This window comes from Myxococcus sp. AM009 (assembly GCF_013372605.1).
Taxonomy (GTDB): Bacteria; Myxococcota; Myxococcia; order Myxococcales; family Myxococcaceae; genus Myxococcus; species Myxococcus vastator.
Genome location: NZ_JABXEP010000074.1, coordinates 15,267 through 39,910, shown reverse-complemented (window position 1 = coordinate 39,910; position 24,644 = coordinate 15,267). Strand labels below are relative to the sequence as shown.

Here is a 24,644-nt window from a genome sequence, read left to right as displayed (position 1 = left end):
ACCCTGCGGCCCCCGATGTGCGCCCCCGCGTTGGGCGACAGCCGGCGGTAGAGCGGACCCGCCAGCGACGAGACGACGCCCACGGCGATGAACGGCAGCACGAAGCGGTCTGGCGTCAACGGCGCCTCGTCAGCGCCGCGCGCCAGGTGCAGCATCAACCCGCCGAAGCTGATGCCCAGCCCCAGCGCCATCTGCATCGTCACCACGGACACCGTGGACGCGCTGCTCACCGTGTCCGGGGGGATGTCCGCGTACGCCACGGTGTTGGTCGCGGTGAACTGCAACGAGCGCATGAACCCGCTGACGACGAGCACGCCAACGATGAGCGGAATCGGCGTGCTGCCCCGGAAGAAGGCCGGCAGCGAGGTCAGGACGGCGGACGCCAGGTTGGCGAAGATGAGCGTCTGCCGGAAGCCGAAGCGCCGGATGATGGAGGGCGCCACCGACTTGCAGCTGAGCGCGCCCACTCCGCTGCCAATCATCACCAACCCCGCCTCGACGGGTGTCCAGCCCAGTCCGACCTGGAGCAGCAGCGGCAGCAGGAAGGGAGACGCCCCCAGGCCCATGCGCGTCAGGGTTCCGCCAATCATGCTGGCCCGGAAGGTGTCGATGCGCAGCAGCCGGAGGTTCAGCACGGGCCGCTCCACGCGCAGCGCGTGCCACACGAAGGCCCCCAGCGACGAGAGCGCGACCACCGCGAGCCCCAGCTGCACCGGCGGCGGCATCAGCCCGATGCCCACCGTCTCCGCCGAGCCAATCAGCGTGGTGATGGCGACGGCCGCGAGCACGAAGCCGCGCGTGTCGAAGGGCCCCGGGTCCGGCTGGCGCAGTGGGGGAACGAAGCGCGCCACCGCGAGCATGCCCAGGATGCCCACGGGCACGTTGATGAAGAAAATCCACGGCCAGTCCGCGACGCCCAGGATGAGGCCCGCCAGCGGTGGCCCCACCAGCGGACCCAGCAGCGCGGGCATCGTGAACCAGCTCAAGGCGGCCACCAGGCGCTCTCGCGGCGCCGAGCTCACCACGATGATGCGCCCCACGGGCGTCATCAGCGCGCCGCCCAGCCCCTGGAGGGTGCGGAAGATGACCAACTGGGTCAGCGACTGGGAGAACCCGCAGAGCACCGAGCCCAGCAGGAACACGCTCATCGCGAACATGAAGACGCGACGGGGTCCGAAGCGGTCCGCCACCCAGCCGCTCGCGGGCGCGAGCACCGCCAGCGCCAGGATGTAGGACGTAAGAGCCAGCTTCAGGTGGATGGGGTCGGTGTCGAACGCTTGCGACAGCCGGGGCAACGCGGTGGACAGCGCGGTGGAGTCGACGAACTCCATGAACAGCGCGCTGGCCACCGCCATCGAGGCCAGGCGCGAGCCTCGGGGAGCATCTCCACCTGCGCCGGCGCTACTGGGGACCGGATGCTCAGGCACCGTTCAGCCCACGTACTCCGGAAGCAACGGCGCGTCGCGCAGTCTCGGGGCCCGGGCGTCCTTGGGCGAAAGCAGCGGCTCGCTCACCGGCCAGGCAATCGCCAGGTCTGGGTCATCCCACGCGACGCTCCGCTCAGTCTCCGGCGCGTAGAGCGCGGTGCACTTGTAGTGGAAGTCCGCGGAGTCACTCACCACACAGAAGCCGTGGGCAAAACCCGGCGGAATCCAGAGCTGACGGCGGTTGTCCGCGGACAGCTCCACCGCCACCCACTGCCCGAAGGTGGGCGAGCCGCGCCGCACGTCCACCGCGACGTCGTACACGGCGCCCGCCAGCACCTGCACCAGCTTCCCCTGAGCCTGTGGCTCCTGGAAGTGCAGGCCCCGCAGCGTCCCCTTCGCCGAGCGCGAGTAGTTGTCCTGCACGAAGGGCCCAGGGATGCCCACGGCCGCGAACCGCGCCGCGTGGAACATCTCCATGAAGAAGCCGCGGTCATCACCGAAGACCTTGGGCTCCAGCAGCAGCACGTCCGGAAGCTCCAGCGGCGTCACCTTCATGAAACGGCTCCCCGGTTCTCCGCGAGCGCCCGCAGGTACTGGCCGTAGTCGTTCTTGAGCATGGGCTCGGCCAGCGTCAGCAGCTGCTGCGCGCCGATGTACCCCATGCGGAACGCAATCTCCTCCGGGCACGCCACCTTGAGGCCCTGGCGGCGCTCGATGATTTCGATGAAGTTCGACGCCTGCATCAGCGACTCGTGCGTGCCGGTGTCCAGCCACGCGTAGCCGCGCCCCATGAGCTCCACGTCGAGCTGGCCGCGTCGCAGGTACTCCGCGTTGACGTCGGTAATCTCCAACTCGCCCCGCTTGCTAGGCTTGAGGCCCGCGGCGATGTCCAGCACCTGGTTGTCGTAGAAGTACAGCCCGGTGACGGCGTAGTTCGACTTCGGCCTCAGCGGCTTCTCCTCCAGGCTCACCGCGCGGTTCCCGGCGTCCAGCTCCACCACGCCGTAGCGCTCCGGGTCCTTCACGTAGTACCCGAACACCGTCGCGCCCGATGTGCGCGACGCCGCGCGCTTCACGAGCTCGCTCAGCCCATGGCCGTAGAAGATGTTGTCGCCCAGCACCAACGACACGCAGTCACCGCCCACGAAGTCCCGGCCGATGACGAACGCCTGGGCCAGCCCCTCCGGCCTGGGCTGCTCCGCGTAGCTGAAGCGCATGCCCCACTGCTCGCCGCTGCCCAGCAGCTCTTGAAAGCGCGGTAGGTCCTGCGGCGTGGAGATGACCAGCACGTCCCGGATGCCCGCGAGCATCAGCGTGCTCAGCGGGTAGTAGATCATCGGCTTGTCGTGCACGGGCAGCAGCTGCTTGCTGACCACGCGCGTCAGTGGGTACAGCCGCGTCCCCGAGCCACCGGCGAGGATGATGCCCTTCATGTCCACCTCGGCACGTCAGTGTCCCCGAGCCGCGAGCCAGGTCGCGTGGAAGCGCGACAAGGACTCCGCGAGCGCCAAGGGAGGAACGGAAAGTTCGGCACGGACCTTGTCTGTGCGCAGACCACTCTTCAGCGGGCGGGGGCTGGCGAGCTTCAGCTCCGCCATGCGAGTGGGGACGATGAGCCCTGCATCGAACCCGAACACCTCGCACAGCGCGCGGCCAAAGCCCACCCTGTCGATGACCGTTCCGCCGCAAGTGTTCCACACGCCACCCAGCCGCCGCGTCCCCAGCTCCACCAGCATGGCGGCCACGTTGTCCGCGAAGCTGGGTGACACGAGCTGGTCCTCGAAGAGGCGCACCTGCTGCCCCTTCTCCAGCGCCGTCACCAGCCATGCGCCGAAGTTGAGCCGCCCCTCCACCGGAGGCCAGCCGTACACCACGGCGGTGCGAGCAATGGCGCAGCCGGGCGCGAGCACCCGCGCGGCCTGCTCGCCCATGTGCTTCGTCACCGAGTACACGCCGCGAGGATTGGGCACCGCGTCCTCGCCATAGGGCCCGGCCTCGCCGTCGAAGACGTAGTCGGTGGACACGTGCACCAGGTGCGCACCGGCCTTGCGAGCGCTCCGCGCCACGGCGGCGGCGGCGGCGGCGTTCCCCGCGTACGCGGCCTCCGGGTCCTTCTCGCAGGCATCCACCTCCGTCATGGAGGCGCAGTGGATGACCACCTCGGGAGCGGCGGTCTCCACGGCGGCGGCGACGTCCGCCTCGCGCGTGAGGTCCACGCTCACATAGCCATACGCCCCACCGGTGCGCCGGGCGCCGCGGCCCAGCCCCACCACCGGGTGCCCGCCCTGCTGGAGCAAGGAACACACGCGGCTGCCCACCAATCCGTTGGACCCCGTGACGAGGAAGCGCATGGCTCAGGCCCTCCCCTGCAGGCGCGTGCGGTACTGGGTTTCGAAGTACTGGCGATAGGCACCGCTGGTGACGCGCTGCCACCACGCCGGGTGGTCGACGAACCAGCGCACGGTGTCCGCCAGGCCTTGCTCGAAGGTGTGCGCGGGCGTCCAGCCCAGCTCCGCGCGAATCTTCGACGGGTCAATGGCGTAGCGCCGGTCATGCCCCGGCCGGTCCTTCACGTACTGGATGAGCGACTCCGGCTTGCCCACGAGGCCCAGAATCGCCTTCACGATGTCGATGTTCCGGCGCTCCGCCCCGCCGCCGATGTTGTAGACCTCGCCGGCCCGGCCCTGCTCCAGCGCCAACAGCAGCGCCTGGCAGTGGTCCTCCACGTGGAGCCAGTCGCGCACGTTGCCGCCGTCGCCGTACACGGGCAGCGGCTTGTCGTGCAGCGCGTTCACCACCATCAACGGAATCAGCTTCTCCGGGAACTGGTAGCGGCCGTAGTTGTTCGAGCAGCGCGTGACGACGACGTCCAGGTTGAACGTGTGGTGATACGCGAGCGCCACCAGGTCGGAGCTCGTCTTGCTGGCCGAGTACGGGCTGGAGGGCTGCAACGGCGAGGACTCGGTGAAGGCGCCCGTGGGCCCCAGCGAGCCGTAGACCTCGTCGGTGGACACCATGAGGAAGCGCTTCACGCCCCGGGCGCGGCTGGCCTCCAGGAGCTGCTGGGTGCCCAGCACGTTGGTGGTGACGAACACCTCCGGCCCGAGGATGGAGCGGTCGACGTGGCTCTCGGCCGCCAGGTGCATCACCGCGTCGATGGCGTGCACGGACAGCAGGTGCTCCACCAGCTCGCGGTTGCCGATATCGCCCCGGATGAAGACGTGCTGGGGGTCGCCCTCCAGTTCGGACAGGTTCTCGAGGTTGCCGGCGTACGTGAGCTTGTCGAGGTTGACCACCGTCCAGGCAGGCCGCTCGCGGCGCAGGTACTTCACGAGGTTGGACCCGATGAAGCCACAGCCGCCTGTCACCAGTACGTTCATTGTCCCGTGGACCTCGTGCGCTCGGAGCGAGCGCCTGCGTATCGAAGGGGTCCACGACCGTCAAGGCGAGAGGGAGGCAAGGCTTGTGGGCGGCCCTGCACGGCGGTAAGGGAGCCGGTCGTGAGCACACCACGCACCCCTCCCCGTCGGATTGGGCTTCCCGCCATCCACCAGGTGCTCCCCCGGCTCGCCTGGGGCGACGCCGTGGGCAATCAGGTGCGCTATCTCCAGGGCCTGCTGCGCCGCTGGGGACATGCCTCCGAAATCTACGCCGAGTCCTGGGACGACGCCTGCAAGGACCAGGTCCGCCCGGTGCGTAACTACACGCGGGAAGCGGATCGCGATGCCGTCCTGCTGGTGCATCACAGCTTCGAATCGCGGCTGGTGCCTCGCATCGCGAAGAGCCCCGGCCGCAAGGTGCTCGTCTACCACAACGTGACGCCCGCGCGGCTGTTCGCGGGCTTCGAGCGCAAGGTGGCCGCCGCGTGTGACGCCGCGCGAGCCGAGCTGCTGGCGCTTCGGCCTCACGTCGATGCGGCCTTCGCCTACTCGCGCTTCAGCGCCGAGGAGCTGGTGGCCGCCGGCTACCCGAACGTCGCGGTGCTGCCCTTCGCCATCGACTGGGCGGCGTTCGACACGGCGCCGGACCCGGCGCTCCAGGCCGAGCTGGACGACGGCATGACCAACATCCTCTTCGTGGGCCGCGCGGTGCCCAGCAAGAAGGTGGATGACGTGCTGCGCGTCTTCACCGCGTACCAGCGGCTCTACCAGCCCCGCAGCCGGCTCGTCATCGCGGGCGCCCTTCACCGGGATGGGGCCTATGGCGCCTACCTGCATGGACTGAAGGACGTGCTGGGCGCCGAGCAGGTCCGCTTCCTGGGACGCGTCAGCGCCGCGCAGCTCTCCGCCTGCTTCGCCACGGCGTCCGCATACCTCTCCATGAGCCGGCACGAGGGCTTCGGCGTGCCGCTGCTGGAGGCCATGTACCGGGGCGTGCCCGTGGTGGCCTACGGCGCCGCCGCCGTGCCGGAGACGATGGGCGGCGCGGGGCTCGCCACGTGCACGGACGAGCCGCGCGAGGTCGCGAAGCTGCTCGCCGTGCTGGACCGCAACGCAGAGCTGCGCGCGCAGGTGATTACCGCGCAGCGTGAGCGCATCGCCGAGCTGTCGCAGGAGGCCGTGGCCGAACAGGTCCGCGTGGCCTTCGAAGGCCTCTGCTCCGGCACGGCTCCGCGGCGCCCGGTGGCCATCACCACTGCCACTACGGTGGACCTCGTCTGCCCAGGCTTCACGGTACGGCCCGAGGAGCCAGCCTCACGTCTGGCCCGCCGGTTGGCGGAGCGCCTGCCAGGGGCTCGGGTGCTGGCCCTGCGGCCTTGGGGTGAAGCCGCGTCCCTGGCGCCGGAGCCCATCAGCGTCGAAGGTGTCGAGGTGACGCACTTCACGCCGGACCAACCCGTTGGCTCAAACGCCGAGGCGGCCCTGCCGGGGTCGTCCGCGCTGGAGACGGCGGTGCGGGCTTCGAGCGCGCCCGTGGTGCTGCTGGGCGCGGACACCGTGTCAGCGCAGACGCTGCTGCCCCATGTCTCGGCTCGAGCCTGGGGCGTCTGTGCACCTTCCAGCCAGCCAGCCCTGCTCGCATCCGTCCGGGAGCAGCTGGGTGACAGGTTGGTGGTGGAGGAGGAGCCGGCTCACGTCGAGACGGCACTGCAGGCACTGTTCACGACGCTGGCGTCGACGGGAGTCATCTCACGTGCGAACTGAAGACCTCATCACGCGCAGCCCCACAGCCGAGGCCGTGGCGCGCGAAACGCAGCAACTTCCCGCGCCCTCCGATGAAACCCAGGAGGCACTTCGCCAGACGCTGGAGGCGGCGGCACGCCCCCCTACGCCCACGCCCTGGCCCGCGCTGCTCCAGGAGGCGCGAGGGAAGATGGACAGCCGCTACGTGGAGCCGGCGACCTCCCACCGGGGAGGCCTCACGGGGACCGCGCTCGTCCTGGCCAAGCGCGCCTTCCGCCTCACGTTCCAGCCCTTCATCAACGAGGTGCTGCGCAAGCAGGTGGAGTTCAACGAGTCCATCCTCGACGCGCTGGCGACCCTGCACGATGTGCAGCGCGAACAGGCGCGGGCCCAGGCCGCCTGGCGCAAGGAACTGGAGCGCAGGCTGGCGAAGCTCGAAGCCACGGGCACTCGCACCGAAGCCATCGCTGCCGAGCAGCAGGCGTCCCCGCCCGCCGCGTCCTCCAAGCGCACACGCAAGCGAGGCCGGTGACGACCGGGGCTCGAGACCTCGGCACGTCATCCCCGTGACTCCGCGTCCTGCGGGTGGCTGCGCGACCGCCGCGGTCCTCGACGTGCGATGAGCATGCGGCGCTGGGGCGGCGTTGAGGCGAGCGGCCGTTCGGGTGTATTCCCCACCTGTTCGACGCTTTCCTCTGTCCAAGGTCCGGTCCTTGCGCATCTGCCTCGTCTCCAAAGAACTCGCCCCTTTCGACAGAGGCGACATCGCGACCTACGTGGCAACCATGAGCCGGGCGCTTGCAGCGGCAGGCCATGAGGTTCATGTCTTGACGGCTGCGCATGCCGACTGGCAGCGCGCCGTGTCCCACCTTCCCGGCGTGCACCTGCACGCCGTGGATGAGCGAGAGGTGGACTTCAAGGGCGCGTTTCCACACGCACCGCTTCGCCATGCGTGGTCGGCGTACCGAAGCCTGCTGGAACTCCACGCGCGGCATCCCTTCGACGTCATCGAGTTCCCCGACGACGCAGGCGAAGGCTACTTCGCGATGCGCGCCCGGCGGACGCTGGGGCACTTCGAGCCAGCGGTCCTCGCGGTGCGCTTGCACGACTCCACCCACGACCGACTGCTGCTCAACAGGGTGGCCACGCTCGACATGGACACCGCCCAGCGCGAACACATGGAGGACACGTCCATCCGGGAGGCGGACCTCGTGCTGTCTCCCTCTGGCGCAGCCCTGGAGCGCGTCCGCACCAGGCTGGCGCTCAAGCGCACCGGCGTCGTGATTCCACCTCCGCTCGCGGCAGTTCGGGAGCCCCTCGCAGCCCCTCGTTCCCGCGAAGGACTGCCCCAGGTGCTCTACTTCGGAGACCTGGAGTACCGAAAAGGCGTGCACCTTCTCGTCGAAGCCATGCAGGCACTCTTCGAGCAAGGAGTCACCGCGGAGGTCCGGCTCATCGGAGATGACACGCGCACCGGCCCGTTCGGCCGCTCCCTCCGACACTGGTTGGAGCAGCGCATCGCGCCTGTCTGGCGGGACAGGTTCCACTTCACACCTCCGCGAGAGGGAGCAGACCGCGCCTTGGCACTCGCCGAAGCAACGGTGTGCTGCATCCCCTCTCGCTGGGAGCACTTCTCCCTTGTGTGCATGGAAGCGATGGCTGCAGGAGCGCTCGTGGTGGGCAGCGATGCCGGAGGCATGGCCGAGCTCATCGAGGACGGCCATAACGGCTTGCTGTTCCGGAGCGACGATGCTGCGCAGCTCGCCCGCGCGCTCGCTCGAGCCCTGTCCACACCAGCGCTACACGAAGCCGTCTGGCAGACAGCGCCCGCCCGTATCGCGGCCTGCTGCGCCCCTACCAGCATCGTCCGCCAGTTCGAAGCAGCAGTGGAGGGCGCGAGGAGCCACCGTCACGTGGGCCCCATCAGCGCCGCCGCGCCCAGGCAGAAGAACCCGGCCACGCCGTACGTATCCATCCTCGTTCCCTACTACAACATGGGGCGCTACCTGCCGGAGACGTTGCGGTCCATTCGAGCCCAGACGTTCACGGACTACGAAATCGTCCTAGTGGATGACGGCTCCACTGACTCGGAGAGTCGAGACGTACTGGAGACGCTCCATGCGCCCGACCTCCACATCCTCCGCAAGCCCAACGGAGGACTCAGCTCAGCCAGGAACGTCGGTCTGCGCGCAGCACGGGGCCGGTATGTCCTTCCGCTGGATCCCGACGACCTCATCCAGCCCACCTTCCTGGAGAAAGCCGTCGCGGTGATGGACAGCACACCTGGGCTGGCCTACGTCACGTCGCTCGTCTCCTACTTCGTCGAGACGCCGGACCAGCCAGTGGGCGGTTGGATTCCCTGGGGTACAGAGCGTGACGCGCTCCTCGCGGAGAACGTGGCCTCCACCTGCACCGCGCTGATGGAGCGACAGCGCATCGAAGAAGTCGGCGGCTACGACGAATGGCTCACGGCCTACGAAGACTGGGACGTCTTCTGCTCCCTGGCCGAGCGCGGGCTCGTGGGCTCCGTCATCCCGGAGCCGCTCTTCCACTACCGGCTGCGTCCCGACTCGATGACCCGCAGCATGCGCGTCCATGACCGCTACGCGCAGATGGCCTACCTGTGCCAGAAGCACCCCACGCTGCCGCTCCACCCGGAGCGAACACTTCGGATGCAGCTCGGGCGCGCCCAGAGGCAGGAACTCCACCTGCGCGCCACAGGCACGGCGTCCCCACCGCTCCTGAATCGCTTCGCCGACACGGTGAACGCCACGATCAAGCGGTTCGACTTCGCCCATGCCACCTTGCGCCGCGCCGCGGTCTGGGTCGCGGGTGCCGACGACGCTTCCCGCCCACTGCGCCATCAGGTCATGGAGCGGTTCTTCAGACGCCGCAATTGAAACGCTGGCCGCGCCACGTGACGAAGCAGGCCCGGACCACGTCATCCCCTCGCTACCCGCCCAGCCGATCCTGCTCCGCCGGCGGACGTGAAACGGGCTCGCGTGGGACGAACGACACCACAGGGCTCGCGACGTGTTCCGAATGCGGCGCGAGCGCGCGCGGCTCCTTGCGAAGCAACGAGCGCAGCCGCAACCCGCACAGGGCGGACGCCACCTTCGTCATGAACTGGAGCCCGTTGAGCCCCGTCAGACTCGAGGTCCCCGTGGTGCGTGGGCGCATCGCGACCGCGACCTCTCCGATTCGGAGCCCGGCGAGCGCGACGAGCGCGATCGACTCTGGCTCCGGATACTCATCTGGCATGAGGCGCAGCAAGGTGGCCACGGCCCGAGGCGAGTACACCCTGAAGCCCGACGTCGGGTCTGTCACCCGTGCCCTCTGGCCAAACATCCCCAGCAGCACGTTCACGACGCGCCCTCCCACCCAGCGAAGGGGCGTCGTGCTGGCCAGCGTGTCCGTCCCGCTCGCCGCGACATCGCAGAAACGCGAGCCAATGAGCAGATCGGTCTGCTTGTCCCACGCAGAGCGGACCAGGTCAGGGATGGACTCAATCGGATGTTGTCCGTCGGAGTCACACTGCACGACGCAGCTGACCTCCAACCGCTGGGCCAGGAGGAACCCTGTCCGCAGCGCCCCGGACACGCCGATGTTGGTGTGGTGCGTGACGTGGTTTCGTGGTGCCAGCCGCCGAAGAACCCCGGCCGTACCGTCCACCGACCCATCATTGACGATACAGAAATCCAGCTCCCAGTCCGGCGTGGCGCGAGTCAGCGCCATGAGACGCGGCAGGAGCGCTGGAAGGCTCTCCGATTCATTGAAGCAAGGGAGGACCACCAGCACGCGAGGACGACCACTCTCGGGGGCCGCTGGCGCGTCGGGAAACGTCTGGGCGGCAAGCGATGACACGACCTGCCCCAGTTGCCGCTGCACGCGCGTGCTCTCCGCGTAGTGCGCCAGCATCTGAACGAACAGGAACATGGTGAGCCCAGCCAGGACCATGTTGCTGACCAGGCTGATCCCCAGCAATCGAGCCACGGGCACCAACCCATCCGGACGGATGGCCGCCACGAGCACGAAGCCACTGGCAATGAACCACGTCACGGAATGGCGTGCCGCGAGCCGCGAGCCGAACTGGGAAATGACCACGAAGAAGAAGCCCACCACCACGGTAATGAATGGCAGCGACATTCCGGAGTCCCCCACAGCAATGGCCTGACCGTTCGAACACACAGAGAAGCACTCACACTTCTCCGGTTTGCATTGCCCCCCCCTCCGTACGGTACTCACGCCATCAATGCAATCCCCTGAAGCACAGGTGCCAGTTCCTGACGTACGCTCCGCCCCACGGCGCTGGCCTTGCGCCGCGATGAGCATGCTGCTCGCGCTCAGTACCGCGGGGGTATTGACGCTGGGGGCATGGGCGCCCCCCTTTCAGTCCCTGGGCTCCCGCCTCCTGCTCGTCCTCGGGTGCCTGGCTTTGGGCGCGGTGCTGTACCGCTTTCTCCTTCCGTGGCTGCGCAGTCTGATGGCGCCCTACTCGGCCGCTCAGCAACGGACCTGGCTGGGAGTCGTCTTCCTGGTCGCCGTGCTCCTGATGGTGGCCACCCCTCTTCACGTCATCCTGCCCGCGGAGCCGCTGTCCGTGACGGTCCAGGCCACGGGCGAGCGGAACCCCGGTTCTCAGGGCAGCGAGGTGTGGGTCCTCGGCCTGCTCGACGCCAACGGGAACCCACTGCCTCCCGCGGGCTGGCGTCCCGAGGGGGGCTGGGAACACCGAGCTGGAAGCGCCTGGGTTTCGTACCTCGATCAGCCGGCGCGCCTGCATTGGGAAGGCGGAGGTCCCGAGCCCAGGGTCCTCCAAGTGTTGGCGCACGCGTTCTCCGGCATCGTGGAGTACACGGTGAACGGTCGAACCGAGCGGCTCGACCTCTATTCGCCGCCCGGGACAGACGCGCGCCAGGACCTGGTCCTCCATCCTCCCGACAGCACCTTGACGGCCAGCGCCAGTCTCCGAATCACTGTCACGTTGGCGGCCCACGCGCTGGTCCTCGGCACGCTCCTGCTCATGACGGGGCTCTGGCTCACGAGCCGTCCGCCTCCCTCCACCACGCCTCTGTCACGGCGATGGGTGGGGCTGCTGACGCCCATTCCTACCGTGGTGGTGGCTGGCATCTGGCTGCTGACCGTCTACCCGGGGATGCTGAGTCCCGACTCGACGGCACAATGGCGTGACGCCCTTTCCGGGTACATGGATGATGCGCATCCGCTGTTCCACACCGCCTCCATCCGATTCCTCCAGAAGCTCTGGGAATCACCCGCGATGGTGGCGCTCGCGCAGATTGCCGGCCTGGGGGCGCTGGTGGGCTGGGGCTGCGCGGCGCTCTCGCGGGCAGGAGTCTCCCGAGGCATCATCGCGCTCACCGCGACGGCGTTCGCGCTGGCACCCGTGAATGGGACGATGGCCGTCACCCTCTGGAAGGACGTCCCGTTCAGCCTCTGCATCCTCGCGCTGTGTATCTGGGTCTTCCGCTCCGCCACCGACACCAGCACGCGCTGGGACGTGCCGTTCTGGGTGAGCATGGTGGTGCTGGGCGCCATGGCCATGTTGTTCCGTCACAACGGTCTGCCCGCGGTGGTCGGAACCTTCCTGGCGCTGGGGCTCCTCCGGAGGGAGCGCTACAAAGCGGTGGCGCTCGCGCTCGTGGCCACGTTCGTCGTCGCCTCGGGGACCCGCTGGGTGCTGAGCCAGACGTACACCATCAAGCCCTTCGCCAAGGGGATGACGCTGGTCGGCTTCCTGGGCGCCCACGTGGCGGCGGGAACACCTCTGGAGCCCGGTGAACGCGCCCTCCTCGAGGAGCTCCACCCGCTTGATGACAAGTGGAACTACCGCTGTTTCAGCAACGTGTTCACCATCTGGGATGGGCGCTTCGACATGGACGCGCTGATGCGGCACAACGAGGCGTTGCTTCCGCTCCTCGTCCGCCTGACTCAACGAGACGCAGCGCCGGTGCTCTCACACGTGCTGTGCAGCAGCTCGGTGCTCTGGAAGCTCTCGCAAGGCTCGGACCACCTCAATGGCCCTCCCATCTGGATGGGGCCCGACGGGGCGCTGGGCACCATCGAGCCCGAGGAGCGGCACCTTCGGACCACCTCACACCTTCCAGCCCTCCGTGAGCCCCTGCTCCGGTGGACCGTCCGGACGCTTCGGCCAGACCTGGCCTGGCTGCTCTGGCGCCCCGCGCTGCCGCTCTACCTGCTGCTGCTCGCGTGCGCGGTGGCATGCATCCGCCACCGAACCTGGCGGCTTGCCACCGTGGCGCTCCCCGTCATCTTGCATACGGCGGCGCTCGCCGCGCTCATCCCGTCACCCGACGTGCGCTACCAGTACCCCGTGTTCCTCGTGGCCCTGATGTTCGTTCCCGCGTGGCTCGCGGGGATGCGACTGAATGCGGCGCCCTCGGCTGAAGCACCGCGACGCGCGCCTTCCAGCTCGCACGACACGTCAACGCTCAGGTCAGCCGGTTGACGGTGCTTCGAATCGCGCGGTGAATGACGGGCATCCGCTTGAAGAGCGTGTTCGCGCGGTCCACGAGCACGTAGCGAAGCGGAGGCGTCTCCACGGGGCTCCCGCTCCCCGGCGCTCCGCTGGCGGGAGCGGGTTTGCCCGCGACGGCCTGCTTGAGCAAGGGGTGCACGAGGGGCAGGCGCTTCAAGGCCGCGTTCATCAAATCCACGACGTCATAGCGCAGCGGCCGGACGGCCTCGACCAGTACATGGGCGGACTCCAGGGCCGCGGACGCCGCGGAGGACGGCCGACGCTCCTGCGTGTCAAGCGCGCCATGGGGGTCGACCATGGCCTCGCGGGAGTGCGCGAGCAGGGCGAAGAGCCGCGTCGACGGGTGCAGTGGCGCGGGCACGCCTTCGAAGAGCCGCACCAGCCAGCGGAAGTGCTGGCGTTTCTGGGACGCGGACGGAGTGATGTCCTGCCCCCGCCGCGAGAAGAAGTGGACCTGGTTCGTCACCAGGAAGCGGTGTCCCCCCTGCGCGAGCCGCAGGAAGAAATCCCAGTCCGCGTAGCCGGACAGGGTTTCATTGAAGGCGTGCTGCTCCAGGACGGTGCGGCGCAGCAGCGCCGTGGGCGCGGAGACCTGGTTCGCGGCCAGCGCGTACGTCGGACAGTCCCCCAGGTACGTCATGAACCCCTTGAACTGGCGGTTGGCCAGCTCTTCGCTGGAGTGGAAGCGGCCCCCGGTGGGGACCACGCCCGCGTACGCCTGTCGCGTTTCCAGCGCGGCGACGGCGTGCTGGATGAAGTCCGGGGACAGGCTGTCGTCCGACTCCAGGAACACGACATACGCCCCGCGCGCGGCGCGGACACCCAGGTTGCGAGCCCCCGCGAAGCCACGGTGGACCGGGGAGCGAACGACACGAAGCCCCTCCCCTTCAGCCGCGGACCGCTCCAGGCGCTGCAGGACCTGCATGTCGAAGGCGCTCGTGGACCCATCATCCACGATGACGACTTCCACCTCCGGGTACGTGCTGGCGGCGACACCTTGCAGCGCGATGGGCAGGAAGAGGCCCTGGTCATGATTGATGATGACCACGCTGACCAGCGGAGCCTGCGGGGCCCGCGTGGGCGGCGTCTCCGGCGCGTGGCGCTCCCAGTAGGGACGGTCCACCGTCCAGCGGACGGGGGCCAACTCCTGCCCTTCCAGCGCCTTGCGCATGGCCACCACCAGCGCCTCCAGGCTGCCGTCATACTTGTGGCAGTGGACCCCGTCGACGAAGGGGCTGTCGTCACCGAAGGCCAGACAGGCCGAGTTGAGCACCAGCCGGGTGCCCGCGACGGAAGCCTCGTAGGCCGTGAGATTCAGTGACTCATAGCTGGAGGTGATGACCACCACCCCCGCGCGCATGTGGGCTTCCCGGTCAGGACCTGGCTTGATGAAGACGAAGCGGTCCGTCAGGTCCGAAGGGATGAGCGCCTGGACCTCGGCGAGGAACTCCGGGTCGAAGGCATGGCACGCCAGGATGGCCTTGCCCTGGTACTCCGGCCACGTGCGCATCAACAGCACGGCGCCCCGGACGAAGACATCCGGCTGCTTGAAGTGCTGAATCTTGGTGACGAACACCAGGTTGCGCTGGGTCGCGGGAACGTCGACCTGCCGGGACGGCGCCGCCGGAGACTCCATGACCACCGGGGGAAACTCCACCCGCACCTTGCGCATCCACGCTTCATCGAAGCCGTAGAAGCGCCGGTTGAACTCGGCGATGCAGGGAAGATGCCCCACCACGAGGTCCGCATCGAGCAAGGACTTCCGCTCGAGCTCGAACCGCCCCAGGTTCTCGACCTCGAGCGTGTTGGGCTCGTGGTGCATGATGGTGCCGTAGCTCGAGTGCAGCCGCACCGAGAGGGTGGTCTGCGCGAAAGCCAGCCCCAGGTGCTTCTCCTGCAGCGCGGCGAAGGCCCAGCCGCGAAAGTCCGCGAACTCGATGACGTCGAAGCGCAGGCCCTCCGCTTCGCGCGCCTTCAGGTAACGCATCACCTCCAACGACTCGCCGTGCCAACGTGAATCCCGGAAGGCTTCCGTGGGCGGATAGAGGCCATGCGCATCCGCGGCGGTCTGTTGCGGTTCGCGGAAGTCGCACAGATGCGCCTTCACCCGCCCCCCGAAGAAGAGCTCCACCTGGGCCGTCTGCACGGAAACGGTGGGCGGGAACAGGACATGGAACTCCACGTTCGCGCCGTGGCGCTGCGAGTCCATGATGAGGTTGTGCGCGACGCGGCCAATGCCCCCTGCGGTGAATGGGTAGAGCTCATCGGTGACGAGGCAGACGCGGGTCAGGCTCATGGCTGTGCGAACTCAAGATAGTGGTTGATCGCTTGGGCGCAGAGCATCTGGGTGTAGTCCTCCAGCATCTGCGCGTACTCCTCCGGCGAACGCTCCCGGAGGCCGACGACCCGCTCCAGCGCCGAGCGAATCTGTCCGAGCGAGCCGGTGCCCGCGACCTGAACCAATCGCTGAAAGGGGTGTTCATCCAGTGACCCCAGGGTCAGCGGCCCTGTCAGGCACGCCACACCGTGAGTCAGCCCCTCCAGGGCGGTCATCGGCTGGCACTCGGCGAGCGTCACGTTGAGGACGACGTCCGTCTCCCGGATGAGGTTGAACAGCTCCGAACGGTTCAACGGCCCCACGTTGATGACGGAGGCCTTGAGGGGCAGCTCCGGACGGGCCGTGAAGGGACTGGTGACGAAGACGCGCTCCATCCCCGGCAGTGACGCGGCGACGAAGACGTTGGAGTAGAAGTTCTTCCACCAGTTGTTGGGCGTGGGAACGAAGGCGGCCCGCGTTGGCGGAGCGCGGTGACGTTGGTCCGCCGGCGCGACCCGAGGAGGAAGGTTGAGCAGGACCTTCTGGAAGAGCAGCGGCGACATCAAGTGCATCTCTGGCTTGACGCACGCCACGGAATCAAGAAGCCCCTGCTCCCGGAGCGCCAACAAGCGGCTGAAGGTCTCCAGTTCGAAGTCGAAGTGGAACTGAGCCGTGGAGCCGTGCCACACACAGCACAGCTTGAGCGTGCTGCCGAACACGCGACGAAGCATGTGCATGACTTCCAGGGCATTGGGCGAAAACCCCTGGAAGATGATGGACCGCGCGCCCAGCCGCTCACACGTTTCGGCGATGTGCTGGTGGTCCGCCGCGGTCAACGCGCGATTCGCGGTAATGCCAATCTTGTGTCCCGGCGCATAGCCAGACGCAGCGCGGATGCCGTACCACTCCTGGTGGAAGAGATGCACCACGCGGGAGAGCCGCGGGTCCACGTGCGCCCACGTCGTATCCAGCGGGGCATCGACAACGACGGCCTCCGCTACGGCGTCATGCCCATAACGCGGCGCGGGCGCGTCGACCGGCGCCCGCGCAGGCTCCACCGACGCTGCGCGAAGGCGGACCAGCTCATCCGAAAGCGACAACAAGCGCTGCCGCCGCTCCGAGCGCTTCAGCTCGACCGTCAGGCGCTCCGTCAGCTCGGAGGCCCGCATCCCCGTGAGTCCGTCCCCGGCCCGGAGCGCCTCGCCCGCGTGCTCCGTCCACGCCCGCAGCCGCGGCAGGGACTGGACGCTCAGCGACTCCAACGTCACCTCCCGGCGCTCGTCCCGTGCGTGCTCGACGGACTGGAGCTGGAAGAAGCGGCGGCCTTGGGACGCGTTGCGCTTGAAGACGTAGACGTCATGCGTGGCCAGGAGGCCACCGCCGTGGTGCATGTCCCAGCCAGCGGGAGTCAGCTCCGCGTAGGGGTGCAGCCAGCAGCCCTGGTGCCAGGCGTTCTCCCAGATGCCGAAGGGCACAAGCTGGTTTTCGACCAGGCACAACAATCCGCCGGGACGCACGAGCTTGCCTAGCGATTCCATCAGGCCAGGCAGACGCTCCGGCGGGTTGTGGATGAGGACGGACACGGTGAACACCACGTCGAACGTCCTGTCCCCCACTGCCTCCAGGGCATCCGGCCCACTGAAGAGCCGCGTGTCCAGCGTCTCCAACCCCACGGGCGGCGCTTGCCGCAGGGGCTCCATCATCGCCTCGGAGAAGTCGTAGCCGTGGTAGCGAACGCCTTCGAGCGACGCCAGATAGGAGGCATGCCGCCCGAAGCCGCAACCAAACTCCAGGACGTCCAGCGGCCTCCCCAGGGCGCGTTGCTCGGCCTGCATCAGCTTCGTGAGCAGCGCCTCTTGTTGGCCATACCCGGGGTTTCCCGCCTCCTGACGCGTGCGGATCATCTCCCGGTAGGTGTAGCCGCTCGTGGCCTTCCAATACTGGCTGCTCGCCGCTTCTTCCGCCTGCGGCTGCCGCGACGCGCTCGGCTCCGGCGACGACGCGATTTGAAGTTGGGTGTCATCCCGCATGGTGGAGATTCCTTCTGCCGCGGCCCCCCAGGGCCAATGTTCAACCGCCAGTGCCCCTGTGTTCAGCTGGCGTGTTCCTAGGATGAAGCTGAAGCCCGGTCGTCCCGCGTCGCCGCTGGGTGCGCCCCTGTGTTCAGCAAGCCCTTCATGACCCGGTCTACCTCGGCCTCCCATGTCGTCTGGCTGACCCGCTCCGCGGCCTTCGCGCCGAGCCGGGCCCGGAGCGCGCCGTCCGAGACCGCGTCGCGAAGCCGGGCCAGTACGCCACTCGGGGTCGGCTCGGCAAGCAGACAGTTGTCACCATGCGTCAGCAACCACCGATTGGTGGGATTGTCGTTCGTGACGACAGTGACACCGCAAGCCATCAGCTCCAGCGGCAGATACGACGGATGCCGGGTGAACATGAAACACACCCCGACATCACACTCGCGGTAGAGCGCCCCCGTCCGTTCCGCCGGCAACATTCCCAAGTTGGTGACAAGCCCCCGGACGCCGTAGGCCTCGGGGTCCCACTCCGCGCCCGCCGCGAGCACCTCGACGGCGGGGCCCAGCTCGCGCTTGAGCTGCGCCAACGCGGCCAGCCCCAGCTCGAAGCCATTGCGCTCGTTGCCCGGGCGTCCATAGAAGAACACGCGCACAGGCCCCTGGCGCGGGGGCCGGCGCGGATGAAACACAGCCCCATCCACCGCGGGCTCGAACCAGGCGCCCTCCATCCCGTGCAGGCCCACGACGTGCTCGTGGAGTCCGGGCGTGTTGAAGATGCCGTAGAAGCCCAGGCCATACGTCTGTTCTGCCAGCGCGGAGGGGGTGCCCGCCGCGTGGAACAGCGGCTCATAGTCCTGGACGAAGTAGCCGCGAACGCCGGCGCGCGGGTGGTGCAGCACGCGATAGGCGGAGGTCCACGCGGTGGCCAGCGCCAGATCGCATGCGGGCAAGGACGCCACGTCCTCGGGCCGTTGCAACACCCGCACGGCGCCCGCCGCGGCCGGGCAGATGGCCGCGACACGCGCCTCGATGTCCCCTGGCCTCACGTTCGGCTGGTCGTAGATGACGAAGTCGCTGCGCACGCCGTGGCGGCGCTGCATCAGGTCCGCGAAGCGGAAGATGGTGTGGATGCCCGCGTAGACATGGCCGAAGGCGGGAACGAACCAGGTCGCCGTCTCCACACGCCCCTTGGCGCGCAGCGCCGCCAGCGCCCCCGGCGCGGACTCGCGCGAGGCCTGGGCCTGTTCGGGCGTGTAGTCCCAGGCGTCCAGGTGCTCGATGAGGTGCCGCTGCGCTCGCGCCCGCTGCTCACCCTGGACATCCCGCGCGCTCGGAACGTCGCGCCCCAGCGTCCGAACCGCCAGCTGCTCGCCATCCTCCGGATGTCGGCGGAGGCCGCAGTCGGTGGCCGTCAACGTGAGGTGAGGGTTGTAGTAGGGGTCGCCCTTCGGCCCCAGCCACGGTCGGTAAGCGGCATAAGACAGCCAGTAGTCCGCTTCGGGGATGGCGTCCGCGCGCCGGCTGGCCGACTCATGATGAATGAGCCGCGTGTGCGCCGTGCACACCACGCGGAGGCCCTTCGCATTCAGCCGCAGGCCCAGCTCCACGTCGCTGCCGCACACCTGGAAACGCTCGTCGAAGCCCCCCAGCGACTCGAAGACCTCGCGGCGGAGGATGACGCACGCACTGGTGACGGACAGCCAGTTCCGCGTCCACTCGGTGTGCCCGAAAGGCGTGGAGATGGGCCCCTCCGGCAGCCGCCAGAAAGGATGCCCCGCGAAGCCCGTCATCCCCACCACGACGCCCGCATGTTGCACGGTGCCTTCGGGGAAGAGCAGCTTGCACCCCACCGCGCCTACCTCGGGCCGCTGGGCCTGGGAGACCAGCTCATCCAGCCAGGAGGGGTCCACCACCTCCATGTCGTTGTTGAGGAAGAGCAGCAGCTCCCCGGAGGACTGCTTCGCGGCCCAGTTGTTGATGGCCGGGTAGTTGAAGGGGTGATTCCACGTCAGCTTCACCAGCCGCGGGTCCACCCATTGCTCCAGCAGCGCGAACGTCTCTGGCCGGGTGCTGTTGTTGGAGACGAGCAGCACCTCGAAGTGTGGATAGCGGGTGCGCGCCAGGAGGCTGTCCACCAGCGTGCGCAGCAGGTCCGGGCGGTCCTTGAAAGGGACGATGATGGAGACCTTCGGCGTGCCCCGCACCGGATAGCGGACCCGGTACTGCCTGGGCGCCGGGTTCGTCACTTCCGCCGACTCCCCCCGACGAGCCAGGTGCTCTGACAGTGCCCGCACGCCCGCCTTCGTGGCCGCGTCCAGCCCAGCGCCCTGGTTGCCCGAAGCCGCCGACCCCACACGCGCGTGGTACAGCGGTTCCGTGACGTGGCCAATGGACGAGGTGGCCTCGCTCAGCCGCAGCATCAGGTCATGGCCCTGAGCGCCATCGAAGCCCTCTCGCACGCCGCCCACCTGCGCCAGCGTCTCGCGACGGACCACCAGGAAGTGACGGACGTAATCCACGGAGCGCAACAGGTCGGGCGACCAGTCCGGCTTGAAGAAGGGCGCGGCGCGGTGGCCCTGCGCGTCCAAAACGTCCTCGTCCGTGTAGAGGAGCGCAAGCTCGGGCCGCGCCAGGAACGCCAGCGCCACCTCGGCCAGGGCATGCGGAGAGAGCGTGTCCTCGGCGCCCAGGAACCCCACGAAGTCACCACGGCACGCCGCGAGCCCCTCGTTGGTGGCTCGGGACATGTCCCCATGGGACGACGCGGTGAGGACGCGAATGCGAGGCTCCCGCGCCGCCGCTTCCCGAAGGATGCGCACCAGGCGCGGCGCGGTGCTGGCGTCATCGACCAGGAGCCACTCCCAGTCGGCGTACACTTGCGCGGCCACCGAGGCGAGGCACTCACGAAGGAAGGCTTCCGAGGCGTCGTGGACCGGCGTGATGAGTGAGATGAGCGGTCGCCGAGCCAGCCGCGCGACGGCCTCATGCGCCGCGGTGACACGCGCCGGCTCCCGCGCCGCGCACCAGGCGGGGTAGTCCGCCAGCGACGGCGGCGGCGGCGGCGCCGTCCGCGTGCCCAGGAGGTTGGCGAGCGCGAGCACCGACTCCGCATTGAAGCGGGACTGGCGCCGAAGCACCTCGCCCCACAGCGGTTGGGTGACACGGAGGGCGCCGGGAAGGGTCCGGCCCGCCAGCGGCTCGCGCAGCGCTTCGACGTCCGCCACATGGCCGCGGGCCTCGGCTTCTCCTGGAGCCTGCGCACCCGCCGCCGCGCGGACGGCCTCCACCATGGCCAGGTTCCACCGGGCCTGCCCCTGGAGCACGGCCTCCAGCACGGGCCCCAACGTGTAGAGGTAGCCCCGCTTGGCGAAGCCCACCAGCGCTCCCGCCACGCGCCCGCGATGCGACCCCACTGCCCACCGGGTGGGCACCGCCAGCGGCTCCAGTTGAGCGACGGCCCAGGAGGACACGTCATCACGCAAGCCCAGGGCCCGGTGCACCGTCAGGTACTCCAGCACCCGCACAAGCGCGCGGTTGAAGTTCGCCTGGGGCCGAAGCATCTCGATGTGGAAGGGCTCCAGCCCGTTGACGAAGGCACGCTTGGCGGACGTCACCAGCTTCCCCCCACGCGCCCGATGCGACGCCGGGATGGAGAACGCAGCCGGGTCCGCCAGCCTCGCGGCCTCCTGGAGCGAGGACAGGCCCTGGCCGCCATCGGGGAGCGCGCGGTGGAGGTGCTCCGTCGCCAGGCGCAGCGCGCCTTCCAGGGCGCTGCGCTCGTCGCACTGCTCGGGCGCGCACGGCTGACGCTCCTCCAGCACCTTCCGGAGGACAGCCACCATCTGAGCGAATTCCCCCGGCCCCGGCGCCGCCACGTGCCCCCGCGTCACATCAGCCCACTTCTGCCACATGACTCACCCCTCCCCCTGGGTACCGGCGCGCTCCTGAACCCTCATCCCACCTCCACACGCGGAGACGTGCCTGGCTCGAACGGGACGCCCGCCTGGGACTCGGTCCCCGGCTCCACCAACCACCGGTGAGGAGGACGAAACACCCCTTCGTCCTCGGTCGTCGAAACCACCCGGAACGCACAGCGCCCGGACGACTCACCCTTCGAGGACCGAGCCGACACCACCAGCGAGTAGTCGCCCCCCAGCGCACCCAGGCGCTCGACCACGAAGCGAAGCACCCCCTGGGTCGGCATCCGAGAGAGCACCACCGCCTCCCGGCGGGTGCTCGTCTCATACAGGGTACGTCCGTCCGCGGCCTGCAGCCGCACGTGGAAGTCCACGTCCTCGTCCTCGCACGGCCCTTCCACGGAGAAATCCGCACGGACCTCCAGTCCCTGCTCCGGAGACAGGACTTCCAGGGACTCGCCCCGAGCGTCCAACAACCGCACCCGGTGGATACGGACAGGTCCTTCGGAGGGAAGCGTCGCGACCGGTACCTGTGGCAGCGCACCGCCGCCCTCCGTGAGCGCCGGAGGCGTGAACGCGGCGGACTGCGCCTCCGCCAGGGAGATGGCCTCACGGTACTCGGCGGTGACCTCCGAGGGCTTGCCCACGCGGCGGACATAGCCGCCATCAATCCACGCAGCCAGGTCACACCAACGCTCCACGGTGCCCAGCTCATGCGTCACCAGGACGATGGTCTTCCCCTGCCGCTTGAAGTCCATCATCTTCGCCAGGCTCTTCTTGCTGAAGTGCTCGTCGCCCACGGCGAGGATTTCGTCGATGATGAGGATGTCCGGGTCCACGTGCGTGGCCACCGCGAACGCCAGGCGCATGTACATGCCGCTGGAGTAGGTGCGCACCGGCTCGTCGATGAACTCGCCCAGCTCGCTGAAGGCGATGATTTCATCCATCCGGGCCCGGACTTCGGCGCGCGTCATGCCCAGGATGATGCCGTTGATGAGGATGTTCTCCCGGCCAGAGAAGTCCGGATGGAAACCGGCGCCCAGGTCCAGCAAGGCGGAGATGCGACCGTTGATTTGCAGGTCGCCAGCGGTGGGCGTGTAGATGCCGGTGATGAGCTTGAGCAGCGTGCTCTTCCCCGAGCCGTTCCGCCCGATGATGCCCACCGTCTTCCCCTTGGGAATGGTGAGGTTGATGCCGCGCAGCGCGGTGATGAGGCTCGCATCACGCGACTGGCGCTTGCCGCGCAACCAGCGAAGCAGCTCGGACTTGAAGGTCGTGTACTCGCCCCGGATGGTCCGCTTCCGGAAGCTCTTCACGACGTCCTTCAGGATGATGGCGTCCATGGATTCAGTCATACCGACGCTCAGATGGACTCCGCGAACTCTTCGCGGCGGGCTTCGAAGATGGACGAGGCGCCCCACAGCAGCACCACGGAGATGGCCGCCAGCGCCATCAACGGCCCTGCGTCCGGCAGCCGGTGCTCGTAGAAGATGGCCTGGTACGACGTCATCAGACTGACCATGGGATTGAGCGCCCGCATCAACGAGCGGGCGCCCTCATCCTGGATGGTGGAGAGCGGATACAGCACGGGCGTGGCGAAGAACCACAGCGTCAGCAGGTTGCTGACGATGTGCTGCAGGTCCCGGAACGTCACGTTGATGGCGGCCAGGATGAAGGTCAGCGCCAGGGTGAAGGTGAGCTGGATGAGCACCACCACCGGGAACAACACCACGTGCCAGGTCGGCCACTGTCCGTAGGCCATGCCCAGCCCCACCATCAGCGGAAGCGACAAGACGAAGTTGCAGAGGTTCGTCACCACCACCGACGTGGGCAGCACCTGGGCCGGGAAGCGGACCTTGGTCAGCAAGTCCCGCCGGTCGCTGATGGCGCTGGCCCCGCCGCCGACCGACGTGGAGAACCAGATCCACGGCAACAACCCCACGAACATGAAGAACGGGAAGTTCGGGATGTTCTGCCGCATCACCACGGTGAACAGCAGCACGTACACCAGCATGTGGAGCGTCGGATTCAGGAACGTCCACAGGAAGCCGAGGAACGAGCCGCGATAGCGCGCCTTCAGTTCCCGCTGGACGAGGCTGAAGAGCAAGCCCCGGTACTGATACAATTCACGGACGAGCCGAATCATGAGAGGGCCTTCTATAGCAGGGACACTTGCCGTTGCGAGGACGCCCGGCGCCCCCGGCCCTACCCCGCTGGCGCCCTGGGACGGCTGCTCACATGAAGAGCAAGCCACCCACCGAGCGAATGTCCGGCCCTGGCTCCAGCGCCTGAGCCACCAGGGCACCGGAAAAACAAAAGGCCCCCTGGTTTCCCAGAGGGCCTCAATTTGGAGCGGGAAAAGGGATTTGAACCCTCGACCCTCGCCTTGGCAAGGCGATGCTCTACCGCTGAGCTATTCCCGCGTCAGACCCTGCAAACTAAAAGGCCCTCTGGCTTCCCAGAGGGCCCGATTTTGGAGCGGGAAAAGGGATTTGAACCCTCGACCCTCGCCTTGGCAAGGCGATGCTCTACCGCTGAGCTATTCCCGCATCAGGTGCCGCGCTTTCGTCACCGCCGTGTGACCGCCGGGCCGAAAGTGAGGTGGGGTATACAGAGCCCTTCCGGACCCGTCAAACACTTTTCGCGGCGTCAGGCTCCCCCCCACGCTTCGCCAGCATGGCCAGGAATGCCCGGAAATAGACCACCGCGCTCCACACCGAGAAGGCCCCCGACAGGTAGACGAGCACCTGGCCCACCAGGTTGTAGTCCACCGGCACGGAGAAGCTGCCGAACTCCAGGGGATGCACGTAGTGGACGCAGAGCGAGATGATGCCCACCAGTTGGAGGGACGTCTTCCACTTCCCCTCCTGGCCCGCGGCGATGACCATGCCCTCGCTGGCGGCGATGGTGCGCAGCCCGCTGACGATGAGCTCCCGCGCCAGCAGGACGATGACGACCCACGCGGCGATGCGCCCCAGCCGCACCATCATCACCAGGGCCGCCATGGCGATGAGCTTGTCGGCCAGCGGATCCATGAACTTGCCGACCACGGTGATGAGGTTCCACTTCCGCGCCAGGTAGCCGTCCACCACGTCGGTGATGGCGGCCACCGCGAAGAGGAGCCCCGCCAGCAGCGAGTTGAGGGGGTCCGCGTCGTAGGTCAGCCACACGAAGAGCGGAATGATGAGGATGCGCCCCAACGTGAGCATGTTGGGCAGGTTCCAGAACTCCTGCACCAACACGCTGGGCTTGCGAGCCGCGCGCTTCCGGGCGCGCTCCTCTCGCTTCCGCTGTTTCCGTGCCGCTCGGTCCGTGGCCATGGCAGGGG

The 24,644-nt window shown here is 68.3% G+C and carries 16 protein-coding genes and 2 tRNA genes; 4 read left to right on the top strand and 14 right to left on the bottom strand.

Annotated elements, in window-relative coordinates:
* From HV824_RS19435 to rfbB, 5 genes are all read right to left on the bottom strand, one after another.
* Positions 1–1,349 (bottom strand): MFS transporter (locus tag HV824_RS19435; protein ID WP_368738082.1); only part of this gene is annotated, 1,349 nt, incomplete at its 3' end.
* Between the two features lie 81 nt (positions 1,350–1,430).
* Positions 1,431–1,982, bottom strand: a complete 552-nt coding sequence (gene rfbC / locus HV824_RS19430; protein WP_176417514.1) for a dTDP-4-dehydrorhamnose 3,5-epimerase — start codon at positions 1,980–1,982, stop codon at positions 1,431–1,433.
* A complete protein-coding gene (gene rfbA / locus HV824_RS19425) occupies positions 1,979–2,860 on the bottom strand; it encodes a glucose-1-phosphate thymidylyltransferase RfbA (RefSeq protein WP_176423975.1) in 882 nt (293 codons plus the stop codon). Before rfbA ends, rfbC (HV824_RS19430) begins: the two co-directional genes overlap by 4 nt.
* Before the next feature lie 15 nt (positions 2,861–2,875).
* A complete protein-coding gene (locus tag HV824_RS19420; RefSeq protein WP_176423974.1) occupies positions 2,876–3,778 on the bottom strand; it encodes an SDR family oxidoreductase in 903 nt (300 codons plus the stop codon).
* Between the two features lie 3 nt (positions 3,779–3,781).
* Complete coding sequence (gene rfbB / locus HV824_RS19415) at positions 3,782–4,807, bottom strand: dTDP-glucose 4,6-dehydratase (RefSeq protein WP_176423973.1); 1,026 nt, start codon at positions 4,805–4,807, stop codon at positions 3,782–3,784.
* Positions 4,808–4,927: 120 nt separating this feature from the next.
* On the opposite strand from rfbB, the gene HV824_RS19410 reads away from it, so the two are divergent.
* The 3 genes from HV824_RS19410 to HV824_RS19400 all read left to right on the top strand — a co-directional run bounded on the left by HV824_RS19410 (position 4,928) and on the right by HV824_RS19400 (position 9,450).
* Positions 4,928–6,571, top strand: coding sequence for a glycosyltransferase (locus HV824_RS19410; protein ID WP_176417510.1), 1,644 nt, complete (start codon positions 4,928–4,930; stop codon positions 6,569–6,571).
* The gene (locus HV824_RS19405) at positions 6,561–7,082 is read left to right on the top strand and encodes a hypothetical protein (protein WP_176417509.1); all 522 of its coding nucleotides are present in this window, start codon (positions 6,561–6,563) and stop codon (positions 7,080–7,082) included. The genes HV824_RS19410 and HV824_RS19405 overlap by 11 nt, the downstream gene beginning before the upstream one ends.
* Before the next feature lie 133 nt (positions 7,083–7,215).
* Positions 7,216–9,450, top strand: a complete 2,235-nt coding sequence (locus HV824_RS19400) for a glycosyltransferase (RefSeq protein ID WP_368738081.1) — start codon at positions 7,216–7,218, stop codon at positions 9,448–9,450.
* A gap of 52 nt (positions 9,451–9,502) precedes the next feature.
* Here the strand turns inward: HV824_RS19400 and HV824_RS19395 are convergent, their stop codons facing one another.
* Positions 9,503–10,696, bottom strand: coding sequence for a DUF2304 family protein (locus HV824_RS19395; protein ID WP_217917543.1), 1,194 nt, complete (start codon positions 10,694–10,696; stop codon positions 9,503–9,505).
* 178 nt (positions 10,697–10,874) lie between these two features.
* On the opposite strand from HV824_RS19395, the gene HV824_RS19390 reads away from it, so the two are divergent.
* Positions 10,875–13,037, top strand: a complete 2,163-nt coding sequence (locus HV824_RS19390) for a hypothetical protein (RefSeq protein WP_255208176.1) — start codon at positions 10,875–10,877, stop codon at positions 13,035–13,037.
* Here the strand turns inward: HV824_RS19390 and HV824_RS19385 are convergent.
* From HV824_RS19385 to pgsA, 8 genes are all read right to left on the bottom strand, one after another.
* Positions 13,021–15,363, bottom strand: a complete 2,343-nt coding sequence (locus HV824_RS19385) for a glycosyltransferase (RefSeq protein ID WP_176423971.1) — start codon at positions 15,361–15,363, stop codon at positions 13,021–13,023. The genes HV824_RS19390 and HV824_RS19385 overlap by 17 nt on opposite strands.
* Positions 15,360–17,414 carry a class I SAM-dependent methyltransferase gene (locus HV824_RS19380; protein ID WP_176423970.1) on the bottom strand — a complete coding sequence of 685 codons (2,055 nt, stop codon included), beginning with the start codon at positions 17,412–17,414 and terminating at the stop codon, positions 15,360–15,362. The genes HV824_RS19385 and HV824_RS19380 overlap by 4 nt, the downstream gene beginning before the upstream one ends.
* 77 nt (positions 17,415–17,491) lie before the next feature.
* Entirely contained in the window at positions 17,492–21,310 is a 3,819-nt protein-coding gene (gene rfbC / locus HV824_RS19375) for an O-antigen biosynthesis protein RfbC (protein ID WP_176417505.1), read from the bottom strand.
* 41 nt (positions 21,311–21,351) lie between these two features.
* The gene (locus tag HV824_RS19370) at positions 21,352–22,671 is read right to left on the bottom strand and encodes an ABC transporter ATP-binding protein (protein WP_176417504.1); all 1,320 of its coding nucleotides are present in this window, start codon (positions 22,669–22,671) and stop codon (positions 21,352–21,354) included.
* 8 nt (positions 22,672–22,679) lie between these two features.
* Complete coding sequence (locus tag HV824_RS19365; RefSeq protein ID WP_176417503.1) at positions 22,680–23,462, bottom strand: ABC transporter permease; 783 nt, start codon at positions 23,460–23,462, stop codon at positions 22,680–22,682.
* Between the two features lie 202 nt (positions 23,463–23,664).
* Positions 23,665–23,739 (bottom strand) — tRNA-Gly (locus tag HV824_RS19360).
* A gap of 51 nt (positions 23,740–23,790) precedes the next feature.
* A tRNA-Gly gene (locus HV824_RS19355) sits at positions 23,791–23,865 on the bottom strand.
* An 81-nt stretch (positions 23,866–23,946) separates the two neighbouring features.
* Positions 23,947–24,636, bottom strand: a complete 690-nt coding sequence (gene pgsA, locus HV824_RS19350; protein ID WP_176408997.1) for a CDP-diacylglycerol--glycerol-3-phosphate 3-phosphatidyltransferase — start codon at positions 24,634–24,636, stop codon at positions 23,947–23,949.
* Positions 24,637–24,644: the final 8 nt, after the last annotated feature.

What these genes read in the sequence shown, in the direction of transcription:
- rfbC (WP_176417514.1), bottom strand. Translation starts at nt 1,982, where the DNA reads ATGAAGGTGACGCCGCTGGAGCTTCCGGACGTGCTGCTGCTGGAGCCC.
- rfbA (WP_176423975.1), bottom strand. Translation starts at nt 2,860, where the DNA reads ATGAAGGGCATCATCCTCGCCGGTGGCTCGGGGACGCGGCTGTACCCA.
- HV824_RS19420 (WP_176423974.1), bottom strand. Translation starts at nt 3,778, where the DNA reads ATGCGCTTCCTCGTCACGGGGTCCAACGGATTGGTGGGCAGCCGCGTG.
- rfbB (WP_176423973.1), bottom strand. Translation starts at nt 4,807, where the DNA reads ATGAACGTACTGGTGACAGGCGGCTGTGGCTTCATCGGGTCCAACCTC.
- HV824_RS19395 (WP_217917543.1), bottom strand. Translation starts at nt 10,696, where the DNA reads ATGTCGCTGCCATTCATTACCGTGGTGGTGGGCTTCTTCTTCGTGGTC.
- HV824_RS19390 (WP_255208176.1), top strand. Translation starts at nt 10,875, where the DNA reads ATGAGCATGCTGCTCGCGCTCAGTACCGCGGGGGTATTGACGCTGGGG.
- HV824_RS19385 (WP_176423971.1), bottom strand. Translation starts at nt 15,363, where the DNA reads ATGAGCCTGACCCGCGTCTGCCTCGTCACCGATGAGCTCTACCCATTC.
- HV824_RS19380 (WP_176423970.1), bottom strand. Translation starts at nt 17,414, where the DNA reads ATGCGGGATGACACCCAACTTCAAATCGCGTCGTCGCCGGAGCCGAGC.
- rfbC (WP_176417505.1), bottom strand. Translation starts at nt 21,310, where the DNA reads ATGTGGCAGAAGTGGGCTGATGTGACGCGGGGGCACGTGGCGGCGCCG.
- HV824_RS19370 (WP_176417504.1), bottom strand. Translation starts at nt 22,671, where the DNA reads ATGACTGAATCCATGGACGCCATCATCCTGAAGGACGTCGTGAAGAGC.
- HV824_RS19365 (WP_176417503.1), bottom strand. Translation starts at nt 23,462, where the DNA reads ATGATTCGGCTCGTCCGTGAATTGTATCAGTACCGGGGCTTGCTCTTC.
- pgsA (WP_176408997.1), bottom strand. Translation starts at nt 24,636, where the DNA reads ATGGCCACGGACCGAGCGGCACGGAAACAGCGGAAGCGAGAGGAGCGC.